This is a genomic window from Nocardioidaceae bacterium SCSIO 66511, from assembly GCA_023100825.1.
GTDB lineage: Bacteria > Actinomycetota > Actinomycetes > Propionibacteriales > Nocardioidaceae > Solicola.
Genome location: CP095846.1, coordinates 3,384,149 through 3,405,611, shown reverse-complemented (window position 1 = coordinate 3,405,611; position 21,463 = coordinate 3,384,149). Strand labels below are relative to the sequence as shown.

Genomic DNA, 21,463 nt, shown 5'->3' with positions numbered 1-21,463 from the left:
CGAGTTAGCGGTTCTTGAAGTCCGGCTTGCGCTTCTCCACGAACGCCGCCATGCCCTCGGCCTTGTCTTCGGTCGCGAACATCCCGTAGAAGAGCCGTCGCTCGAAGTGGACGCCTTCGGCCAGCGTCGACTCGTACGCCTGGTTCACGGCCTCCTTTGCCGCCTTGGCTGCGACCTGGGACATCGACGCGATCTTCTCGCCGATCTTCGTTGCCTCGGCGAGGAGGTCGTCGTCGGGTACGACGCGGGCGACGAGCCCAGAGCGCTCGGCTTCGTCGGCGTCCATCATCCGGCCGGTGAGGCAGAGATCCATCGCCTTCGCCTTGCCGACGGCACGGGTGAGCCGCTGTGAGCCGCCCATGCCGGGGATGACACCGAGGGTGATCTCGGGCTGACCGAACTTCGCCGATTCGGTAGCGACGATCAGATCGCACATCATCGCCAGCTCACAACCACCGCCCAAGGCGTAGCCCGAGACGGCCGCGACGATCGGCGTACTGACGTCCGCGAGGTGATCCCATTCGCCGAACAGCTCTCCGGCGTACGCGTCGACGTACGTCATCGACTGCATCTGCTTGATGTCAGCACCGGCAGCGAAGGCCTTGGCCGAACCGGTGAGCACGATGCAGCCGACGCTGTCGTCGGCGTTGAACGCGTTCGCTGCTGAGACGACCTCGTTCATGACGTCGATGTTCAAGGCGTTGAGGGCTTCTGGGCGGTTCAGCGTGATCCAGCCGACCGTACCCTTCGTCTCGACCAGGATCGTCTCGTAGCTCATGTACTAGCCTTCCGTGCTGCGTTCGCGGATCTCGTTGATGATGTCAGAGAAGTCTTTGTGCGGATCGTGCGCGTCGACCAGCCGTTGGTAGATCTGGGTCGCGTGGGCGCCGAGCTCGGTGTCGGTGCCGCTGGACTCTGCGGCCGCCTGCGAGAGCAGTAGATCCTTGAGCATCAGCTGGGATGCGAAGCCCGCGGCGTAGTCACGGTTTGCCGGGCTGGTCGGCACGGGGCCGGGCACCGGGCAGTTGGTGGTCAATGCCCAGCACTGGCCCGACGCATTCGCCGCGACATCGAACAGTGCCTGATGCGTCAGGCCGAGCTTCTCACCGAGTACGAAGCCTTCGGAGACGCCGATCATCGAGACGGCGAGCATCAGGTTGTTGCAGATCTTCGCGCCCTGTCCCGCGCCCGGATCGCCGCAGTGCACGACGCGCTTACCCATGACCTCGAAGTACGGACGCGCGGCCTCGAAGGCATCGGCGGAGCCGCCGACCATGAAGGTGAGGGTGCCTGCTTCGGCTCCCATCACCCCGCCGGACACCGGAGCGTCGACGGAGAGGAAGCCTGCCTCGTCGGCGAGTGCGTGCGCCTTGCGCGCGTCGTCGACCGAGATGGTCGAACAGTCGAGGAAGGCCGTGCCGGGCTTGGCAGCCGCGATCAGGCCGTCCGGCCCGCCGTACAACCCGAGCACCTGCTCGCCCGACTGCAGCATGGTGATCACGACGTCGGCGCTGCCCGCCGCGGACGGCGCCGAATTCGCGATGCGGACGCCCTTGGCGGCCGCGCGCTCGCAGAGCTCGGGCACGATGTCGTAGCCCTGGACGTCGTGTCCGGCCTCGACCAGGTTGACGGACATGTGGTGGCCCATGTTGCCCAGGCCGATCACTGCGATGGCGGTCATGGTGCGTGCCTCTCTTCGGGTGCGGGGGGAGCGTCGGGGTCGAAATGGAACACCGCGTCGACCTCTGTGTCATCGACGGCGGCGAGATCGTCGGGCTGCCAAGCGGGATTGCGATCCTTGTCGATGACGGCCGCGCGTACGCCCTCACGGAAGTCAGGTCGGCGGATGAGGCCGAGCGACAGTGCGAGGTCCTGGTCGAGCGCCTCCGCGATGCCGGCGAACGACCGAGCATTGCGCAGTGCGCGCAGGGTCACCTTCAGGGAGAACGGCGCGGCGCGGTCGAGTGCGTCGACCGTGCGCTGGTCACCGGCTCGTAAGAGTGCCGCGCGGATCTCCTCGACGGTGTCGTGCGCGAAGCATTGAGCGATCGTCGTGCGGTCGAGCGCGGGCTCCGGCGGGGAGTCGCCCGCCACCGCGGCGACGGCGTCGGCGACGGGCTCATCTGCTAGTCGGCGCAGCAGGTCGTCTATACGCTCGCCGGGCACGTAGGTGTCGGCGAGGCCGACCGCGATCGCATCGGCGGCGCCAAGCGGAGTGCCGGTGAGAGCCGCGTACGTACCGAGCTCGTCGGGGGAGCGGGACAGGATGATGCTGGAGCCGACGTCGGGCGTGTAGCCGATCGTCACCTCCGGCATGCCGACCTTCGTACGCTCGGTCACGACCCGGTGGCTTGCGTGCGCGGATACGCCGACCCCTCCGCCCATGACGAGCCCGTCCATCACCGCGACGTACGGCTTCGGGTAGTCGGCGATCAGCGCGTCGAGCGCATACTCGCGGCGCCAGAACGTCTCCGCGTGGTCGTAGTCGCCTGTGGTCGTGGCGTCATAGAGGGTACGAATATCGCCGCCTGCGCACAGGCCACGCTCGCCCGCGCCGGTGAGCGCGACCGTCTCGATCGAGTCGTCCTCGGCCCAGTCCTCCAGCGCCTCGGTCATCGCGTCGACCATGCCGAGAGTGAGCGCGTTGATCGTCTTCGGGCGGTTGAGGATCAGGTGTCCGAGGCGGCCCTTCGACTCGACGAGGACCTCCGGCTCGGCGCCCGTCACGAGGCGACTTTCGGTGCGCGCTGGGCGCGGGAGATGATCACGCGCATGATCTCGTTGGTGCCCTCCAGGATCTGGTGCACGCGCAGGTCGCGCACGATCTTCTCGATTCCGTACTCGTGCAGGTACCCGTAGCCGCCGTGTAGCTGTAAGGCGTCGTTCGCGATGCCGAAGCAGCTGTCGGTGACGTGCCGTTTCGCCATTGCGCACAGCTCCGTCGCGCGTGGGTCACCGTCGTCGAGCGAACGCGCGGCCCGGTGCAGCAACAGCCGCGCTGCCTCGAGCTCGGTGGCCATATCGGCGATCCGGAACTGCGTGGCCTGGAACTCCGCGACCTTCTGGCCGAACGCATTGCGCTCCTCGACGTACGCGAGCGCCTTGTCGTACGCGGCCTGTGCGCCGCCGAGCGACGATGCCGCGATGTTGACGCGTCCGCCGTCGAGGCCGCTCATGGCGATCCGGAAGCCCATGCCCTCGCTGCCGAGTACGTGATGCGCGGGCACGCGTACGTCGTCGAACCGCACCTCGCGGGTCGGCTGGGCGTTCCAGCCCATCTTGACCTCTTCGGCGCCGAACGAGAGGCCCGGAGTGCCGTCTTCGACGACGATCGCGGTGATGCCGCGCGCGCCGTCGTCGCTGGTGCGCGCCATCACGACGTAGATGCCGGAGGAGCCGGACCCGGAGATGAACTGCTTGGCGCCGTTGAGCACGTACTCGTCGCCGTCGCGGTCGGCGCGCGTACGAAGGGCTGCGGCGTCCGAGCCCGCCTCGGCCTCGGTGAGACAGTAGCTGCCGAGCTGGGTCATCGAACACAGATCCGGCAGCCAGCGTCGGCGCTGCTCGTCGCTGCCGTAACGGTCGATCATGCCCGCGACCATGTTGTGGATCGAGATGTAGCTCGCGACCGACGGGCATCCGTACGCGAGGCCCTCGATGATCAGCGCCGCTTCGAGGCGAGAGAGGCCGCTGCCGCCGACGTCCTCACCGACGTAGATTCCGCCCATGCCGAGCTCGGCCGCGCGGCGGAGCGCGTCGAGCGGGAACTCCTTCTTCAGGTCCCACTCGAGGGCGTACGGCGCGATCTGCTCGCGGCCGAAGTCGGCGGCGAGCGCGGCCAGATCGGCCTGCTCCTCGGTGAGTCCGTAGATGTCAGTGGGCAAGGTTGACCGACACCTGCTTGCGCTGCGTGAAGCTGTCCAGCATGCCCTCGAGGGAGAACTCGCGGCCGATGCCCGACTGCTTGAACCCGCCGTACGACTGGCCGAGGACCTGACCGCCGCCCTGGTTCACCTGAACCCAGCCGGCGTCGAGGCGGTGTGCCGTACGCAGTGCCGCTCCCATGTCGTGTGACCAGACGAAGCCGGCCAGTCCGTAGTGGGTGTCGTTGGCCATCGCGATGACGTCGTCCTCGTCCTTCCACGGGATCGCGACGACGACCGGCCCGAAGATCTCCTCGCGCGCGACGCGCCAGTCGTTCTCGACGCCCGCGATGACGGTGGGCTGCACGTAGTTGCCACCCGACAGCGGACCGTCCTTGGGAGGTACGCCGCCGATCGTGATGCGCGCGCCGCGCTGGCTCTGGCCGTCGGCGATGTAGTCACAGACCTTGTCGAACTGTTTGGTGTTGACGATCGCGCCCATGTCGGTCGCTTCGTCGAGCGGGTCGCCGACGACGAGCTTCGACAGCTTCTCGCTGAGCTTGTCGACGAAGCTGTCGAAGATCGACTCGTGCAGGAAGAGCCGCGAGCCGGCCGTACACGATTGGCCCTGGCGGAAGAACCGGACACCGGCGATGGTGCCGTCGACCACCCAGTCCTCGTCGGCGTCGGGGAAGACCACCTGGGGGCTCTTGCCGCCCAGCTCGAGGGAGACGGGCACGACGCGCTCGGAGGCGACCTCCATGACCCGCTTACCGACCGCAGTCGAGCCGGTGAACGACAGCTTGTCGACGCCAGGGTGGTGGCTGAGCGCCTCGCCGGCCTCGGTGCCGTAGCCGGTGACGACGTTGAGCACGCCGGGAGGCAGCTGCTCCTGGCACTTGCGTACGACCGCGAGGATGGCGAGTGGGGCGTCCTCTGCCAGCTTGAGTACGAGCGTGTTGCCCATCGTGATGGCCGGCGCGATCTTCAGCGAAGAGAGCATCAGCGGTGCGTTCCACGGCACGATGGCGCCGACGACGCCGAGCGGCTCGCGACGGGTGTAGTCGAGGATCAGATCGCCACGCGGCTGGGTTTCGCCCTTTGCCTCGGCGGCAAGGCCGCTGAAGTAGCGGAACGCGTCGACGACGAAGGACGCCTCACCGCGGGTCTGGGTACGAACGGCGTTGCCGTTCTCGAGTGCGGACAGTCGGGCGATCTGCTCGAGCTCCGGCTCCAGTGCGTCGGCGATGCGGCGGAAGGCGTCGCCGCGCTCGCGAGGCGGCGTCGCGCGCCAGGCGGGTTGGGCGGCGCGAGCGGCGCGTACCGCCTTGTCGACGTCTGCCTCGCCTCCGCGGGGCACCTGGCCGATGATCGCGTGGTCGCGTGGTGACTCGATCTCGATGACACGGCCGTCGACTGCGTCGACCCACTCGCCGTCGATCAGCATCTGTTCGCGAATGTCGTGTTCGGTCATGGCTCCTCGGATCTTCGGGTACGTACGGCGCGGTCGGCGGACGGCTGCCCGCGCTGGCGATGATAGTAGGACTTCCTACTATTTGAAACCCACGGGTTCGGTAAACGGATCGTGCAGCGATGTCACAACGCGGCGGGCTGTCTTGACTCAGAGGGCACAACACCAACTGATCAAGAGAAATGGAGAATCCATGCATCTCGCGCTTTGGATCGTCGCCAGCGTTCTGGCCTTCGGTTTCATTGCCGGCGGCCTGATAAAGCTCGTGACGCCGAAAGATCGCTACGCGGAGATCGGACACGGCTCCAGCCGATGGGCAGACCAGTTCAGCCCGGCCGCGTTCAAGTCCATCGGAGCCATCGAGGTCACCGGCGGTGTCGGTCTCGTCCTACCTGCGGCGGTCAGCATCGCACCGATTCTGGTGCCGTTCGCCGCACTCGGGATGGGGCTCTACATGGCCGGTGCCACGACAACCCGACTGCTGCGAAATGAACCTGCGAAGATGATCGCCGGTGACCTACTGTTCGTTGCCATGACGGTATTCGTGGTCTGGGGCCGCTTCGACGCAGAGCCATTCATCGGATGAGTACGACCGCGGAGCAACGCGCGGTGGAGTTCGAGGAGCTGCGGCCGCTTCTCTTCTCCATCGCGTACCGAATCCTCAGTAGTGTCAGCGATGCCGAGGACGTCGTCCAGGACGCGTGGCTGACGTTCGAGCAGGAGCCGCAGGTCCGTTCCGCCAAGGCGTTCCTGTCAACGGTGGTGACGAGAACGGCGATCAACACCCTGAAGTCCGCGCGAGTGCGCCGCGAGGCGTACGTGGGCGACTGGATGCCCGAGCCGCTGCTGGAGGATCCGTACCAGGATCCCCAGCGGTCGGCCGAGCTCGCTGATTCGCTGTCGATGGCCGCACTGCTGCTGCTCGAACGTCTCAGCCCGCTCGAACGCGCGGCCTATGTGCTGCGTGAGGTGTTCGCGTACGACTACGCGGAGATCGCCACGCTGCTCGAACGCGAAGACGCCGCATGTCGCCAGCTGGTCGCTCGCGCGCGAAGGCACATGCAGACCGCGCGTACCCGGTTCACTGCAGACCGTTCTCAGCGTGACGAGCTCGCCGAGCACTTCTTCGATGCGCTCCGCGCGGGCGATGTCGACGGTCTGCGCCGGCTGCTGACCGATGACGCCCAGCTCACCGGCGACAGCGGTGGCCGCGCGCCCAACCTGCCGCACGTCGTCGCCGGAGCAGACAACGTCTCGCGTGTTGCGGCATCGGCGCTCGCCGACGTCGCCGAGGCCGGTGGAACCCTCGATGTCGTCACAATCAACGGTCAGCCCGGCGGAATGCTGCGTGACCGAGATGGTCGGATCGTCACTGTCATCGCACTCGACATCCTGGACGGTGGAGTGCAGACGGTACGGGCGATCACCAATCCGGAGAAGCTCGCACATCTCGGCGAGGTGACTCCCACGCAGCCGTTCGTACACGAGCTGAAGTCTGCGCGTCGTCGCCGCCGAGGGGAGGGGCAGTCGTGAGGGGCGCGCGGGCGGAGGACGTCGAGATTCGTCCGGTCACCAGGCGCGAGGCGGTCGAGTACTTCCGGCTCATGCCGTACGCGAACGGACTGCCACATTGGGAGCCGTACCCCGCCGTCTGGCACGGCGGCGAGGGGCCGCTGCCGCCGCGGGCGGCTCCGCGTACCCACGAGTCGCTCGTCATCGAGAGCGGCGACGTCGGGGAGCCTTGGTTCCGGCCGGTAGGTGCCTTCGTCGGCGACCGGCCGGTCGGGGGTTCGGCGATGCTGTCCCTCGAGGTCACGGTGCCGGGTGCCGGGCCCGTACCGATGGGCTCGGTGACGTCGACTGCCGTGGCGCCGACCCATCGGCGGCGTGGACTGTTGCGCCGGCTGATGACGGCGATGCTGGAGGACGCGTGTGAGCGCGGTGAACCGCTCGCGGGCCTGAGCGCGAGCGAGGGGTCGATCTACGGTCGCTACGGGTTCTCTCCGGCGACGTTCCATGTGCGTTGGGAGGCCGAGCGGCACCAGGTGGCGTTCACGAAGCCACCCGATCCGGAGGCGATGGATCGCCTCGCGTTGGTCGGTGCCGACGAGGTGAAGGCCGAATGGCCCGGCCTGCACGAGCGAATCCGCGCGGATCGGATCGGCGAGGTGAGCGCGTATCCGCGACGGTGGGAGTCGCTGACCGACGAAGCCTCGGGTACGGACGGCGCGACGTACTACGTCCTGCATCGTAATGCCGCCGGAGTGGTCGACGGCATCGCGAACTACCGGATTCCGTGGTCACCGCACGCCGCCGACGCGGGTACGGCCGTGGTCAACGCCTGTGAGGCCGCTACTCCGGAGGCGTACGACGCGCTGTGGCGCCTGTTGCTCGATCTCGATCTCACCAAGCGGATCAGCGCGCCGCACCGTCCGGTCGACGACCCACTGCGCTGGATGCTGACCAACCCACGGGCCCTGCGCGTCACCCGATCGGCCGACAACCTGTGGTTGCGTGTGCTCGACCTGCCGACGGCTCTGCGGCTGCGCAGCTATGCCGCTGAGGGCCGGCTCGTACTCGAGGTCCGCGACGAGCTTCTCGAGCACAACACCGGGCGCTGGGAGCTCGATGCGACCTATGACGGAGCATCGGTGTCCGCGACGAACGCGCGGCCCGACGTCACACTCGACATTGGTGTGCTCGGTTCGCTGTACCTCGGTGGAGTGGCACCGTACGCGCTCGCGGCCGGCGGGCGAATTCGCGAGCACTCCGACGGTGCCGTACGACAGCTCGACCGGATGTTCCGGCAGGATCCGGCGCCGTTCAACTACGCCGGATTCTGATCGGGAGCCGCGCGTACCGGCGCTCAGTCGAAGTCGCCGGCGTGGCTGCGGAGGTTGGTCAGGACCGCGATGAGGGTGTCGACGTCGGCGGGTTCGAGGCCGGGCTCGGCGAAGACCTTGGCGTTCAGCTCACCCGTCGCCGCTTGCGCCTTCTGCCTCCCGGCGTCGGTTATCTCGACGAGCACACCCCGTCGGTCGTCGGGATGCGGTAGGCGGCGGACGAGTCCGGCCGACTCCAACCGGTCGACGGCGTTCGTGACACTGGTCGGGTGCACCTGTAGCAAGGAGCTCGCCCGCGACATCGGCAATGCGCCCTTGCGGGTGAACGACAGCAGGGCGAGGAGTTCGTACCGTGCGAACGTCAGGTCGAACGGTTTGAGCACCTCGTGTACGCGGGCCAGAATGATCTGCTGTGCGCGCATCACCGAGGTCACTGCGGCCATGCCGGCGGCGACGTCGCCCCATCCGTGCGAAACCCATTGCCGGCGTGCCTCGGCAATGGGGTCGCGCGGGTCATCCTGCTCGTTGGGCACCACCCAAGATTAGTCGGCTAGGCGAATGCCTGCTGCAGCAGCGTCTTCTGCTCCTCGACGTGACGGGAGTGCTGACCGACCGCCGGGGACGACGACTCCGGTCGTGACACCCGGTAGAACGGCAGACCGTTCAGTGAGGCGGTCAGATGCAGTGCCATATGCGGCCACGGCCCCTGGTTCGCCGGCTCGTCCTGCACCCAGCGCACCTCGGCGAGGTTGGGGTACTTCGCCAGCTCGGCCTGGATCTCGGCGGCAGGACGGGGGTACAGCCGCTCGACGCGCACGATCGCGGTGCGGGGGTCATCGCCCTCGCGTGAGGCCCGCTCGGCCTTGAGGTCGTAGTAGACCCGGCCCGAGCAGAGGATCATCCGATCGACGTTCTCGGGGCGTACATCGGCGTCGCCGAGCACCGGCTCGAACGTGCCCGAGGTGAAGTCATCGGGCATCGAGACGGCTTCCTTGCGGCGCAGCAGCTGCTTCGGTGTGAAGACGATCAGCGGCCGGTGCTGGCTGCGGAGGTTCTGCTGCCGCAGCAGGTGGAAGTACGACGCCGGAGTCGACGGTTGAGCGACGGTGAACTGGTCGTTGGCCGCGAGCTCCAGGAACCGCTCGATCCGCGCGGACGAATGGTCGGGGCCTTGGCCTTCGTATCCGTGCGGGAGCAGCAGCACGACGCCGGACTTCTGGTTCCACTTGGCTTCGCTGGCGCTGATGTACTCGTCGATGATGGTCTGTGCACCGTTGACGAAGTCGCCGAACTGCGCCTCCCAGATCGTCAGCGCCTCGGGGCGTGCGACCGAGTAGCCGTACTCGAACCCGAGGGCGGCGTACTCCGAGAGCAGCGAGTCGTAGATGTAGAACGGCGCCTGATCCTCGGAGAGGTTCGACAGCGGTGTCCACTCGCTGGCGTTGTTGCGGTCGATGAGCGTCGCGAAACGTTGTACGAAGGTGCCTCGCCGGGAGTCCTGGCCCGCGAGCCGGACGGGTCGGCCGTCGAGCAGCAGCCCGCCGAGCGCGAGGATTTCGCCGGTCGCCCAGTCGATCGGACCTTGCTCCATCGCCGCGGCGCGACGATTGAGCTGAGGTAGGACCTTCGGGTGCACCGTGAAGCCCTCGGGCGCGTTGGTGTACGCGTTGGCGATCGTCTTGAGGGTGTCGGCCGTGACTGCCGACTCCGGACCGCCGCCCGGTGCCTCCGGCTTCTCCGGGTAGTCGGGCCGCGTCTCGTAGCCGGCTGGGCTCGAGGTCGCCTCGCGTACCTCGGTGAACACCCGCTCGAGCTGCTTCTGGTAGTCGTTCAGCGCCGACTCGGCGTCTTCCATCGTGATGTCGCCGCGGCCGACCAGCGCCTCGGTGTAGCGCTTACGCACCGAGCGCTTGCTGTTGATGATGTCGTACATCAACGGCTGGGTGAAGCTCGGATCGTCGCCCTCGTTGTGACCGCGCCGGCGGTAGCAGAGCAAGTCGATCACGACGTCCTTGTTGAAGGCTTGGCGGTACTCGAACGCCAGCCGGGCAACGCGGATGCATGCCTCGGGGTCGTCGCTGTTGACGTGGAAGATCGGCGCCTGCACCATGCGTGCGACGTCGGTGCAGTACAGCGACGAACGCGACGAGGCGGGCGATGTGGTGAAGCCGACCTGGTTGTTCACGATGACGTGCACGGTGCCGCCCGTACGGTAGCCCCGCAGCTGCGACAGGTTGAGCGTCTCGGCGACGACTCCCTGACCGGCGAAGGCTGCGTCGCCGTGCACGAGGACCGGCATCACGGGGTACTCGGCGCCGCGGTTCAGGAGGTCCTGCTTGGCGCGGGCGATGCCCTCCAGCACCGGGTCGACCGTCTCGAGGTGCGACGGGTTGGCGGCGACCGACACCTTGATCGTGTCGCCCTCCTGCCCGACGAACTCACCCTCGGCGCCGAGGTGGTACTTCACATCGCCCGAGCCCTGCACCGTACGCGGGTCGATATTGCCCTCGAACTCACGGAAGATCTGCCCGACGGACTTGCCGACAATGTTGACCAGGACGTTCAGCCGGCCGCGGTGCGCCATGCCGATCGTGACCTCGTCGAGGCTCGACTGGGCGGCGGCATCGACGATCTCGTCGAGCACCGGGATGGTGGTCTCGCCGCCCTCGAGGCTGAAGCGCTTCTGCCCGACGAACTTGGTCTGCAGGAACGTCTCGAACGCCTCGGCTTGGTTCAGCTTGTGCAGGATGCGCAGCTGCTCCTCGCGCGGCGGCTTCTGATGCGGCTGCTCGACCCGCTCCTGGATCCAGCGGCGCTGGTCGGGGTCTTGGATGTGCATGTACTCGATGCCGATCGTGCGACAGTACGAGTCGCGCAGGATGCCGAGGATGTCGCGCAGCTTCATGAACCGGCGGCCACCACCGAACGAGCCGGTGGCGAACTCGCGCTCGAGGTCCCACAGCGTCAGATCGTGCGTGGCGGTGTCGAGGTCGGGGTGGCTGCGCTGGCGGTACTCCAGCGGATCGGTGTCGGCCATCATGTGACCGCGCACCCGGAACGCGTGGATCAGCTCGAGGACGCGCGCCTGCTTGTGCACCTCGTCGTCGTGGTTGACCGCGATGTCCTGCGCCCAGCGGATGGGCTCGTACGGAATGCGAAGCGCGGCGAAGATCTCGTCGTAGAAGCCGTCCTCGCCGAGCAGGATGTTGTGCAGGCGGCGCAGGAACTCGCCGGACTGCGCGCCCTGGATGACGCGGTGGTCGTACGTCGAGGTGAGCGTCATCATCTTCGAGACGGCCATCTGGTTGATGGTGTGCTCGGATGCACCCTGGAACTCCGGCGGGTAGTCCATCGAGCCGACGCCGACGATGCAGCCTTGGCCCTTCATCAGCCTCGGCACCGAGTGGTTGGTGCCGATCGTGCCGGGGTTGGTCAGGCTGACGGTGGTGCCCATGAAGTCGTCGACGGTGAGCTTGTTGTCACGCGCCTTGCGGATGATCTGCTCGTACGCGCTCCAGAACTCCGCGAAGCCCATCGTCTCGGCGGCCTTGATGGACGGTACGACGAGCTGGCGGGTGCCGTCGGACTTGACCAGGTCGATCGCGAGACCGAGGTTGACGTGCTCGGGGCGCAGCAGGGTCGGCTTGCCGTCGACGACGTCGTAGCCGTAGTTCATCTCCGGCATCTGGTGCAGCGCCTTGACCAGGGCGTAGCCGATGAGGTGGGTGAACGACACCTTGCCGCCGCGGGCGCGAGCGAGGTGGTTGTTGATCACGATGCGGTTGTCGATCAGCAGTTTGACCGGGACCGACCGCACGCTGGTCGCGGTTGGCACCTCGAGGCTGGCGTCCATGTTGGTCGCGGTACGCGCGGCGGCTCCGCGCAGGCGTACCTGCTCGACCTCGCCGGCGCCGGGCTTCTCATCGGCGGAGGCGGGTGTCGGCGTTGCCTGCGGCCGCCCGGTGACGCGGGTTGCGGGCTGCGGCTTCTCGGTGGGCTTGCTTGCGGTCGCGTCGGCGCCGGGGTCAGGGCGGTTGGCGACGGGCTTCGGCGGCGAGCTCGGGGTCGAGGGCTTCGACTGCGTGGTCGTGCCCGGACGGGTGCCGTTCGAGTCGGCACTGCCCTCGAAGAACGCGCGCCACGCCGGGTCGACGGCGGCCGGATCGGTTTTGTACTGCTCGCGCATCTGCTCCACGAGCCATTCGTTGCTACCGAACTCTTGTTGAGATGTATCGTGCGAGGACTCGGCCACGGCCTCGATCGCCTCTTCCGCTGGTCTGTGGCTGGGAGAAGTTCCTGCTCCAGGCTATCCCCTGACTCCAGGCAACCGCACTCGGGATCGGGTGACGCGGCACACGTTCGCCGGGGTCGTTTCGGGCGGCGATCTCGCAGCAACACGCCGGCCGCCGCGCGGCGCCGCGGAATGATTCTGCTGCGCGTCGTCGTTGCCTTCCACGGCACGTGCTCGTACGACGACAAGGAGCAACTCAGTGACCGACAACAGCGTCCCGGGCGGTACCTTCACGCTCGCCGAGGGACTCACCGTCACTCGCATGGGATACGGCGCGATGCAGCTCGCCGGCCCCCACGTCTTCGGCCCACCAGCAGACCGCGACGCCGCGGTCGCGGTGCTCCGCGAGGCGGTGCAGCTCGGCATCACCCATATCGACACCAGCGACTATTACGGGCCGTACGTCACCAACGAGATCATCCGCGAGGCATTGCACCCGTACCCGGACTCCCTGCACATCGTCACGAAGATCGGTGCACTCCGCGACGCCGAGGGTGGCTGGCCGCAGGCGCTCGCTCCGGAGCAGCTGCGCCAGGCGGTGTACGACAACCTGGAGCGCCTCGGCCTGGACGCCCTCGACGTCGTCAACCTGCGGGTCGGTGCGTTCGACCGGCCGACCCCCGGCTCGATCGAGAAGCCGTTCACTGCTCTCGCCGAACTGCAGCGCGAGGGTCTCGTGCGTCACCTCGGCGTGTCGACGGTGTCCGCAGAACAGATCGCCGAGGCACAGGCGATCGCGCCGATCGTCTGCGTACAGAACCTCTACAACATCGCGAACCGCGATGACGACGACCTGATCGACTCGCTGGCGGCACAGGGCATCGCGTACGTGCCGTACTTCCCGCTCGGGGGCTTCTCACCTCTGCAGTCGGAGGAGCTGAACGCGGTTGCTGGTCGTCTCGGGGCGTCGCCGATGTCGGTCGCTCTCGCCTGGTTGCTCCAGCGCTCGCCCAACATCCTGCTCATTCCCGGTACGTCGTCGGTCGAGCATCTGCGAGAGAACGTTGCGGGTGCAGGGCTGCGCATACCCGAGGACGAGCTGGCAAGGCTGGACCGAATCGCTGCCTGAGGCAACACTCAGCGATCCGCTGCCGCCCGTACGGCGCTCACCGCGTCTGCCGGTGAGCCGTGCCAAGGCGTGCCGTGTCCGGGAAGGACCCACGACGCCTCGATGTTCGTCAGCCGGTCGAGCGATGTCAGAGCGGCGGCCGGGTCGTCGGTGAACGGCGCAGGTTGCGGCCCCGATTCGCCGGTCAGCACGTGGCGGGTCGTCAGCGCGTCGCCGACGAACACCGCGTCCGCGGCGGGTACGTGCACGGCGACGCTGCCGGGGGAGTGCCCCGGCAGCCCGATGATCTCCGGGGAGCCGGGCAGGTCCAGCACATCGCCGTCGTGCATCTCCGCCACCTCGCGTACGTACTTGGTACGCAGGCCGCTCTTGCGGACTGCGTACGCGAGGAAGGTGGCGGTCGCACCGAGTCGCATCGGCGGTGTCGGTACCTTCGGCTTCTCACCGGTACGCGCGCGCTGTGCGTCGGCCGCATGCACATGGACGGGCACGCCGGACTCGCGGCGCAATCGCTCGGCGAACCCGATGTGGTCGCTGTCGCCGTGGGTCAGCACCAGGCCGGCGATGTCGGACGCCGTCTTGTTGAGCTCGGCGAGCGCCCGCTGCAGGTCGTGCCAGTGACCGGGCAGACCGGCGTCGATGATCGTGATGCCGTCCGGGGTGTCGACGAGGTACGCGGCGACGATGTCGTTGCCGACGCGGTAGAGGTTCGGGGCGAGTCTCACGAGCGTGCTCCTTCGAGATGTGGCGCGCTTCAAGTCTTGCGCGTCCGGTCGAGGCGTGCCGACCAGCAGGGCCTGACGACGCGCCATTTCCTCGTTATGCTGGAATAACGGCGGCATGACCGCCGTAATGACCGGATGATATTTGTGAGGAGATGAGCATGACCGCAGAATCTGTAGTGGGTTCGCCCTTGGTGTCGACCCGGGTGGCGCCGGCCGAGGTGCGCGAAAGCCTGTCGCGGCACATGCTGACCGACGGGTTCCGGTTGGTGCTCGATCCGGTCGCCTCGCAGGGGTCGTGGCTCGTCGATGCGGCGAGCGGCGAGCGCTTCCTCGACCTGTACACCTTCTTCGCCTCCTCGCCGCTCGGCTGCAACCCGCCCGAGATCGTCGAGGACGCCGAGTTCATGTCCGAGCTGGCCAAGATCGCGGCCAACAAGCCTGCGAACTCCGATATCTACAGCTCCGAGCTCGCCGAGTTCGTGGAGACGTTCGAGCGTGTGCTCGGCGATGACGCACTGCCGTACCTGTTCTTCGTCGAGGGTGGCGGGCTCGCCGTCGAGAACGCACTCAAGGTGGCGTTCGACTGGAAGAGCCGTCAGAACGAGGCGGCGGGACGCTCCCGTGACCTCGGCATGAAGGTGCTGCACCTGACTCGGGCGTTCCATGGGCGCACGGGCTACACGATGTCGCTCACCAACACCGACCCGAACAAGACCGACCGGTTCGCGAAGTTCGACTGGCCGCGCATCGACGTACCCGCGATCACCTTCCCGCTCGAGGAGCACCTGGCCGAGGTCGAAGCCGCCGAGGCGCGCTCGCTCGCGCAGGCTCGCGCTGCGTTCGAGGCCAACCCGCACGACATCGCGTGCTTCATCGCCGAGCCGATCCAGGGCGAGGGCGGCGACAACCACATGCGCCCCGAGTTCCTGCAGGCGATGCAGGCACTGTGCCACGAGTTCGACGCACTGTTCATCGTCGACGAGGTGCAGACGGGCGCAGGTTTCACCGGCGCGCCGTGGGCGTACCAGCAGCTCGGTCTCGAGCCGGATGTCGTCGCGTTCTCGAAGAAGGTGCAGGTCGGCGGCATCATGGCCGGCCGCCGCGTCGACGACGTGGCCGACAACGTCTTCCACGTCTCGGGTCGGATCAACTCCACCTGGGGCGGCGGCCTGGTCGACATGGTCCGCGCCCGCCGGCTGTTGGAGATCATCGAGGCGCGCGACTACATCACGCAGGCGGCGGAGACGGGCGAGTGGCTGGTCGGCCAGCTGCGCGACCTCGCCGAGCGCCATGCGGCGGTCAGCAACGTACGCGGCCGCGGCCTGATGGTTGCCTTCGATCTTCCCGACGGCGACCAGCGCGGTGCCGTGCTGAGCGGCCTCGCCGAGCAGCACGTACTCGCGCTGCCGAGCGGTGAGCGGGCCGTACGCTTCCGCCCGGCGCTGTCGATCTCGCGTGACGAGCTCGGCGTGGCGCTGACTGCTCTCGACAAGGTGCTGTCCGACCTGGCCTGAGTGGGGGAGTACGCCTGTAGGTGGGCGAGTGACGCGGAGTCAGCTCTCCGCGGCACTCGCCCACTTTCTGCGTGGGTGTTCGTACTCCGTGACGAACGCGAGGAGTTCGGTCGGGTCGCGCACGGTGCCGAGCGCATCGAGGTACTGCTCGCGAAGATAGCCCTGTTCGACCATCTGGCGTAGTTGGGTGAGAAGCGGTGCGTAGAACCCGTCGACGTCGTACAACGCGGTCGGTTTGGTGTGGAGCCCGAGCTGGCCCCAGGTGAACACCTCGAACAGTTCCTCGAGGGTGCCCGCGCCGCCGGGCAGAGCCACGAAGGCATCGGCGAGGTCGGCCATTCGGGCCTTGCGCTCGTGCATGGTGGCGACCGTCTCGAGCCGGGTCAGGCCACGGTGCGCTACCTCCCAGTCGACCAGCTGCTGTGGGATAACCCCGAACACCTCGCCGCCGGCAGCGAGCGCGGCATCGGCCACCACTCCCATCAGACCGACGTGTGCGCCTCCGTAGACGACGCCGACATCGGCCTCGGCGAGGCTGGTGCCGAGCGTTGCGGCGGCGAGTCGATGAGCAGGCTGTCCGTCCGATGACCCGGTGAAGATCGCTATGCGCACGGGACTTTGTCTATCACCGTGCGATCCATACCGACCGCACAGCGCCTCGGGTAAGACTTCCGGCTGAACTCGGGTAGGACGCCCCTGTCGAACTCCCTTGAGAACCATCCCAAGCCCTGAACCGGCTCCTGGCCCCGTGGAGCCACCATCTCGGCCGAGGCCCACGAGGGCCGGACGTTTCGGGTCGTCGAGGACACCAGATACTGATGACGACCCACAGTGCGGCAACCCTCGGTCAACTCGGCACCGAGTCGATCGAATACCTGCGTCGTGGACCTACTGATGGCAAGGTCGAGATCACTCCAGGGCTCGCCAGTTCGTCCAAGCCATGGCTTTGGAGGTCTCCACCGGCACGGTTCGTACGTCAGTGCTGACACCACCCGGATCAGGAGGGCAACCTAGTGTTGGTGAGAGTGGGCATCACCCTGGCGGGCGCGCAAGCGGAGCGAGTCCGAGCAGATTGAGCGGAGGTGGGCGCGTGTCGGCGACGAAGCTCCTGGTACTCGGTATTGTGCACCTTTCCGGCGGCGCGCATGGCTACCAGGTGCGGTCCGAACTGCTGCAGACCTGGCGTGCGGAGAATTGGGCCAAGATCAAGCCCGGCTCGATTTATCACGCACTGAAGAAGGCGGCGGCTGATGGCCTCCTCACCGAACATGCCGAGCCGGGCAACTCCGGGCCCGAGCGCGTTCTGTACCGCGCGACAGCTCGGGGACGTGACGAGGTAGCCGAACTGGTCCGCGACGGTCTGCGGCGCACCCACGACCCGGACATGCTCAACGCGTCCATCGCCATGTTGCCCATGCTGACCAGGACAGATGCCATCGCGCACGTTAACGAGCGGGTCGCGCGCCTGGAAGCGGAGCTCGTAGAGCAGGCCAAGTGGCGGGAGAACCCCAATCGGGACACCCCCGAGCACATCCGCGATCAGGCCGAACTGTGGGCGGGACACGCACGCACCGAACTGGAGTGGGCGAAGAGCCTGAGCAAACGACTGTCTGAGGGCGCCTACACCATGGCCGATGATCCGGGTTCGTGGCGAACGGTCCCCGATCCCCTCAAGATGCGCTTCTAGTCAAACTTGACAAGTCGTTTCCTCTCCATGCACTCTTGGCAAGTATTCAAACTTGATTAGCGCCCAATCAATCCGTTCGCAACACCCGCGAGCACTTGGATGAGATCAACTCCGACAACCCGGCCCACTCGGCCAACGCCATCACCGGTACCAGGTCCGGACACGACAAGGAGAGCCGAATGAGCACCATCCCCAAGAACCACTCGGAAACCGTTGCGCCCGGGCGGGCGAGCAGCATCGGGGTCTGGATTCTGCAAGTCGTGCTCGCGGCGATAATCGCCGGCGGCGGAATCTCGAAGCTCGCCGGCGACCCCGTCATGGTGGACATGTTCGCCGACATCGGGGCTGGCCAGTGGCTCCGGTACCTGGTCGGAGCGCTGGAGGTCGCGGGAGGGGTTGGACTTCTGATCCCGGCTCTGGTGGGCCTGGCCAGTCTCGGGTTGGCGGCATTGCTGGCCGGTGCTGTCATCACCGATCAGTTCGTGCTCGAGCAGAGCCCTTGGCTACCGCTCGTCCTTCTCGTCGTGGCGGCCGTGATCGCAAGGGTGCGGTGGTCACGCACCGAGGCCGTCGTCAGCACGCTGCTCAGGCGCTGAGACAAACCTCTCGAATGGAGATGTGAGATGAACGAGATGGCCTTTCGCGTGACATCAAACGATGGCACCACCATCGCCTACGACAGGGAAGGAAGCGGCCCGGCCGTCGTCCTGGTAGGCGGCGCACTGGACGACGGAGCCGAGAACACTCCTCTGGTACCTGCTCTCGCCGAGCACTTCACGGTCTACAACTATGCCCGTCGGGGACGCGGCGCGAGCGGCTTCACCGAGCCGTACGCCGTGGAAAGGGAGATCGAGGATCTGGATGCGTTGATCGCGGAGGCGGGCGGCTCGGCACACCTGTTCGGGGCGTCCTCTGGCGGCGCGCTGGTGGTGGAAGCCGCCGCGGCCGGGTCAGCTATCGACACGATCGCCGTGTGGGAGGTGCCCTACGCGGTCGGGGACGACATCCGCCCGCGATTCGAGGAGTACGTCGCGGACACCCGACGCGCCTTCGACGCCGGGCGAGACGAGGAGGTTCTCGAACTGTTCATGCGCATGACCGGTGCCTCCGACGACAACATCGCGGCCAGGAAAGCGGCAGGCAAGCAGACGGCGCATTGGGCGTATTCGGTCGCCCTCGCGCCCACGCTGGTTCACGACAGCGTCTTCCTCAACCGCTACCAACTGCCGACCGATCGACTGGCAACGGTCACCCAACCGGCCCTGGTCACCACCGGAGGACCGATCACGGTCCCCTACATGGCAGGCCTGCCCTCGGACTTCTTCGACCGCGCAGCCGACGAGCTTGCAGACCTACTACCCCACGCGCAACGGGAGACCCTTGAGGCGTCGGATCACGTCGTCGACCCACAGACCGTCGGCCCGCTGTTGCTACGGTTCTTCAGCAGCGAACACTGAGGGGTCGACCTGTACGCGGCGATCCGACGGGATGCCCGATCTGGGATGTCCAACCCGCCCGCTGTAGCGCAAGCACGGTGCCGCATCCGGTCCCCGCGAAGCGAGCCAAGGGCATCAAGAAGAGCCGCCTTGAGCCGCGCGCAGCACAAGCTGAAACGGTGCGGCAGGTCTTCGGCTGGCGCGTCAACGAACGGCTCGGCTACCAGGCCATCGCCGATCGCCTCAATCATGCAACCGTCGGTCGAACGGCAGCGGACGGGAACAAGGCCGCCGCCGTTTGGTAGAGCGCGGTGCTCTGCGCGCGGATGTCTGGTGGGCGCCCCCGGCAGGATTCGAACCTGCGCACCCGCCTCCGGAGGGCGGTGCTCTATCCCCTGAGCTACGGGGGCTCATCGGGCGCTGTCGAAGCCTACCGTAATGCGTGCGCGCGACTCGCACCCCACTACTGTGGTGCGCATGGCGGCTCAGCGCACCGTGCTCGTCGTTGACGACACGGCCTCGATTCGGCTGCTGATTCGTACGAATCTGGAGTTGGAGGGCTTTCGGGTCGAGGAGGCTTGCGACGGTGGCGAGTGTCTCGCGATGGTCGATGACGTCGCGCCCGATCTGATCACCGTCGACGTGGTGATGCCGGAGCTCAACGGTTACGAGACAGTCGAGGCGCTGCGTGCCCGCGAATCGACGGCGCAGGTGCCGATCGTGATGGTCACGACGCAGGCACAGTCGGTCGACATCCGGCGCGGTTGGGCGGCGGGCGCCGACGCGTACGTGGTGAAGCCGTTCGACCCTGATCGCCTGGTGGAGACGATCCAGTCGCTGCTCGACTGAGTAAACCAGTGGCGACGCGGGTGAGGCGCGCCGATAGGCTAGGTCGGTGACCCCCGAGCAGTTGTCCGATGTGATCGTGTCTGCCCTGTCCGCGCTCGTCGAGCGCGGAGACATCGCCTTGCCCGACGGTGTGCCGTCGGGCGTACGTGTCGAGCGACCCAAACAGCGTGAGCACGGCGACTACGCGACCAACGTCGCTCTCCAGCTCGCCAAGCGGGCCGGTCAGAACCCCCGCGACTTCGCCCAGCTGCTTGCCGGCGAGCTCGTCTCTGCCGATGGAGTCGCCTCTGCGGAGGTGGCCGGTCCGGGGTTCTTGAATCTTCGCGTCGAGGCGAGCGCGCAGGGCGAGGTGGCTGCGCAGGTCGTCGCCGCCGCCGAGGCGTACGGCCGAAGTGACGCGATGGCTGGTGCCACGATCAACCTGGAGTTCATCTCGGCCAATCCGACCGGACCGCTGCACATCGGCCACACCCGGTGGGCCGCCGTGGGCGACGCGATGGCTCGGGTGCTGATCGCGGCGGGCGCGAAGGTGACACGTGAGTTCTACACCAACGATCGCGGCGCCCAGATGGACAACTTCGGCGCATCGCTGATGGCTTCGGTGCACGGCGAGCCGACGCCTGAGGACGGATACCACGGTGCGTACATCGCGGAGCTGGCGCAGGAGATCGTGGACGCCGACCCGGCGATCACCGCTCTGCCACGCGATGAGCAGCTCGTGGCGTTCCGAGAGGCCGGGTACGAGCGTCAGCTGACCGAGCAGCGTGAGCAGCTTGATGACTTCCGTACGCATTTCGACGTGTGGTTCTCCGAGCGCAGCCTGCACGACTCGGGAGCGGTCGAGCACGGCCTCGATGTGCTCAAGCAACACGGTCATGTCTTCGAGGCCGACGGCGCACAGTGGATGCGCACATCCGACTTTGGAGACGACAAGGACCGCGTACTCGTCCGGAGCAACGGCAGCTACACCTACTTCGCCTCCGACACGGCGTACTACGTCAACAAGCGCGAGCGCGGCTTCGACCTGTGCATCTACCTGCTCGGGGCCGACCACCACGGCTATGTCGGTCGGCTCAAGGCGATGGCCGCATGCGCCGGCGACGAACCGGATCGCAATCTGCAGGTGCTGATCGGCCAGTTGGTCAAGATTCTCCAGGACGGCCAGGAGCTCAAGCTGTCCAAGCGGGCGGGCACCTTGGTCACGCTGCAGGAGCTCGTCGAACTGATCGGCGTCGACTCGTTGCGCTACTCGCTCATTCGTTATCCGACCGACTCTCCGCTGACGCTCGACGTCGACGAGATCACCCGGCAGGCCAGCGACAACCCGGTCTTCTACGTGCAGTACGCCCACGCGAGGTTGTCGTCGATCCTGCGCAATGCCGCAGACCTGGGCCTGTCCTTCGACGCGGAGACGTTCGACGCGTCGCTGCTCTCCCATGAGCGAGAAGGCGACCTGCTCCGCGCGCTCGCGGAGTTCCCGCGCGTGGTGGCGAAGTCGGCGGAGTTGCGCGAGCCGCATCGCATCGCGCGCTACCTGGAAGACACCGCGTCGACGTTCCACAAGTTCTACGACGAGTGTCGGGTGTTGCCGATGGGTGATGAGGAGGCCGGCGAGCTGCATCGGTCCCGGCTGATGCTCGTTGCGGCAACCCGCGTCGTACTCCGCAACGGCCTCGATCTCATCGGCGTCGGCGCACCCGAGCGGATGTGACCCC

At 67.1% G+C, this 21,463-nt stretch carries 19 protein-coding genes, 1 tRNA gene and 2 pseudogenes; 11 read left to right on the top strand and 11 right to left on the bottom strand.

Annotated elements, in window-relative coordinates:
* Positions 1 to 4: 4 nt before the first annotated feature.
* Genes MU582_16030 through MU582_16010 form a run of 5 tightly spaced genes read right to left on the bottom strand, consistent with a single transcriptional unit; the run spans position 5 to position 5,337 of the window.
* The gene (locus MU582_16030; protein ID UPK73929.1) at positions 5 to 778 is read right to left on the bottom strand and encodes an enoyl-CoA hydratase; all 774 of its coding nucleotides are present in this window, start codon (positions 776 to 778) and stop codon (positions 5 to 7) included.
* Between the two features lie 3 nt (positions 779 to 781).
* The gene (gene mmsB, locus MU582_16025) at positions 782 to 1,681 is read right to left on the bottom strand and encodes a 3-hydroxyisobutyrate dehydrogenase (GenBank protein ID UPK73928.1); all 900 of its coding nucleotides are present in this window, start codon (positions 1,679 to 1,681) and stop codon (positions 782 to 784) included.
* Complete coding sequence (locus MU582_16020) at positions 1,678 to 2,727, bottom strand: enoyl-CoA hydratase/isomerase family protein (protein ID UPK73927.1); 1,050 nt, start codon at positions 2,725 to 2,727, stop codon at positions 1,678 to 1,680. The genes mmsB and MU582_16020 overlap by 4 nt, the downstream gene beginning before the upstream one ends.
* Entirely contained in the window at positions 2,724 to 3,884 is a 1,161-nt protein-coding gene (locus tag MU582_16015) for an acyl-CoA dehydrogenase family protein (protein ID UPK73926.1), read from the bottom strand. The genes MU582_16020 and MU582_16015 overlap by 4 nt, the downstream gene beginning before the upstream one ends.
* Positions 3,874 to 5,337 (bottom strand): aldehyde dehydrogenase family protein, encoded by a 1,464-nt coding sequence (locus MU582_16010; GenBank protein ID UPK73925.1) that lies wholly within the window; start codon positions 5,335 to 5,337, stop codon positions 3,874 to 3,876. Before MU582_16010 ends, MU582_16015 begins: the two co-directional genes overlap by 11 nt.
* Before the next feature lie 190 nt (positions 5,338 to 5,527).
* Between MU582_16010 and MU582_16005 the strand changes: the two genes are divergently transcribed.
* Genes MU582_16005 through MU582_15995 form a run of 3 tightly spaced genes read left to right on the top strand, consistent with a single transcriptional unit; the run spans position 5,528 to position 8,177 of the window.
* Positions 5,528 to 5,920: a DoxX family protein gene (locus tag MU582_16005; protein UPK73924.1), complete on the top strand. Its 393-nt coding sequence runs from the start codon at positions 5,528 to 5,530 to the stop codon at positions 5,918 to 5,920.
* Positions 5,917 to 6,867, top strand: coding sequence for an RNA polymerase sigma-70 factor (locus tag MU582_16000; GenBank protein ID UPK73923.1), 951 nt, complete (start codon positions 5,917 to 5,919; stop codon positions 6,865 to 6,867). Before MU582_16005 ends, MU582_16000 begins: the two co-directional genes overlap by 4 nt.
* Complete coding sequence (locus tag MU582_15995) at positions 6,864 to 8,177, top strand: GNAT family N-acetyltransferase (GenBank protein UPK73922.1); 1,314 nt, start codon at positions 6,864 to 6,866, stop codon at positions 8,175 to 8,177. Before MU582_16000 ends, MU582_15995 begins: the two co-directional genes overlap by 4 nt.
* A gap of 146 nt (positions 8,178 to 8,323) precedes the next feature.
* Here MU582_15995 and MU582_15990 read toward each other — a convergent pair.
* The 3 genes and pseudogenes from MU582_15990 to MU582_15980 all read right to left on the bottom strand — a co-directional run bounded on the left by MU582_15990 (position 8,324) and on the right by MU582_15980 (position 12,429).
* Positions 8,324 to 8,443, bottom strand: a pseudogene (locus MU582_15990) (MarR family transcriptional regulator).
* Positions 8,420 to 8,599: pseudogene (locus MU582_15985) on the bottom strand (MarR family transcriptional regulator). Before MU582_15985 ends, MU582_15990 begins: the two co-directional pseudogenes overlap by 24 nt.
* Positions 8,600 to 8,727: 128 nt before the next feature.
* On the bottom strand, positions 8,728 to 12,429 hold the full coding sequence (locus MU582_15980) for a multifunctional oxoglutarate decarboxylase/oxoglutarate dehydrogenase thiamine pyrophosphate-binding subunit/dihydrolipoyllysine-residue succinyltransferase subunit (protein UPK73921.1): 3,702 nt from the start codon (positions 12,427 to 12,429) through the stop codon (positions 8,728 to 8,730).
* A gap of 301 nt (positions 12,430 to 12,730) precedes the next feature.
* Here MU582_15980 and MU582_15975 point away from each other — a divergent pair, with 301 nt between their 5' ends.
* Positions 12,731 to 13,537 carry an aldo/keto reductase family oxidoreductase gene (locus MU582_15975; GenBank protein ID UPK77186.1) on the top strand — a complete coding sequence of 269 codons (807 nt, stop codon included), beginning with the start codon at positions 12,731 to 12,733 and terminating at the stop codon, positions 13,535 to 13,537.
* Between the two features lie 8 nt (positions 13,538 to 13,545).
* Here MU582_15975 and MU582_15970 read toward each other — a convergent pair whose 3' ends face one another.
* Positions 13,546 to 14,262, bottom strand: coding sequence for an MBL fold metallo-hydrolase (locus MU582_15970; protein ID UPK73920.1), 717 nt, complete (start codon positions 14,260 to 14,262; stop codon positions 13,546 to 13,548).
* A 158-nt stretch (positions 14,263 to 14,420) separates the two neighbouring features.
* Here MU582_15970 and lat point away from each other — a divergent pair, with 158 nt between their 5' ends.
* Complete coding sequence (lat, locus tag MU582_15965) at positions 14,421 to 15,776, top strand: L-lysine 6-transaminase (GenBank protein ID UPK73919.1); 1,356 nt, start codon at positions 14,421 to 14,423, stop codon at positions 15,774 to 15,776.
* A gap of 39 nt (positions 15,777 to 15,815) precedes the next feature.
* On the opposite strand, the gene MU582_15960 is transcribed toward lat, so the two are convergent.
* Positions 15,816 to 16,388 carry a TIGR00730 family Rossman fold protein gene (locus tag MU582_15960; GenBank protein ID UPK73918.1) on the bottom strand — a complete coding sequence of 191 codons (573 nt, stop codon included), beginning with the start codon at positions 16,386 to 16,388 and terminating at the stop codon, positions 15,816 to 15,818.
* Positions 16,389 to 16,866: 478 nt separating this feature from the next.
* Between MU582_15960 and MU582_15955 the strand changes: the two genes are divergently transcribed.
* From MU582_15955 to MU582_15940, 4 genes are all read left to right on the top strand, one after another.
* Positions 16,867 to 17,463, top strand: a complete 597-nt coding sequence (locus MU582_15955) for a PadR family transcriptional regulator (protein UPK73917.1) — start codon at positions 16,867 to 16,869, stop codon at positions 17,461 to 17,463.
* 179 nt (positions 17,464 to 17,642) lie between these two features.
* Positions 17,643 to 18,059, top strand: a complete 417-nt coding sequence (locus MU582_15950) for a DoxX family protein (GenBank protein UPK73916.1) — start codon at positions 17,643 to 17,645, stop codon at positions 18,057 to 18,059.
* 27 nt (positions 18,060 to 18,086) lie between these two features.
* Positions 18,087 to 18,920 carry an alpha/beta hydrolase gene (locus MU582_15945; protein UPK73915.1) on the top strand — a complete coding sequence of 278 codons (834 nt, stop codon included), beginning with the start codon at positions 18,087 to 18,089 and terminating at the stop codon, positions 18,918 to 18,920.
* 77 nt (positions 18,921 to 18,997) lie between these two features.
* Positions 18,998 to 19,204: a hypothetical protein gene (locus tag MU582_15940; GenBank protein UPK73914.1), complete on the top strand. Its 207-nt coding sequence runs from the start codon at positions 18,998 to 19,000 to the stop codon at positions 19,202 to 19,204.
* A gap of 33 nt (positions 19,205 to 19,237) precedes the next feature.
* Here the strand turns inward: MU582_15940 and MU582_15935 are convergent.
* Positions 19,238 to 19,309: transfer RNA gene (locus MU582_15935), tRNA-Arg, on the bottom strand.
* Positions 19,310 to 19,376: 67 nt separating this feature from the next.
* Between MU582_15935 and MU582_15930 the strand changes: the two genes are divergently transcribed.
* Entirely contained in the window at positions 19,377 to 19,748 is a 372-nt protein-coding gene (locus MU582_15930) for a response regulator (GenBank protein ID UPK73913.1), read from the top strand.
* Positions 19,749 to 19,794: 46 nt separating this feature from the next.
* Complete coding sequence (gene argS / locus MU582_15925; protein UPK73912.1) at positions 19,795 to 21,459, top strand: arginine--tRNA ligase; 1,665 nt, start codon at positions 19,795 to 19,797, stop codon at positions 21,457 to 21,459.
* The last annotated feature ends 4 nt before the right edge of the window (positions 21,460 to 21,463 follow it).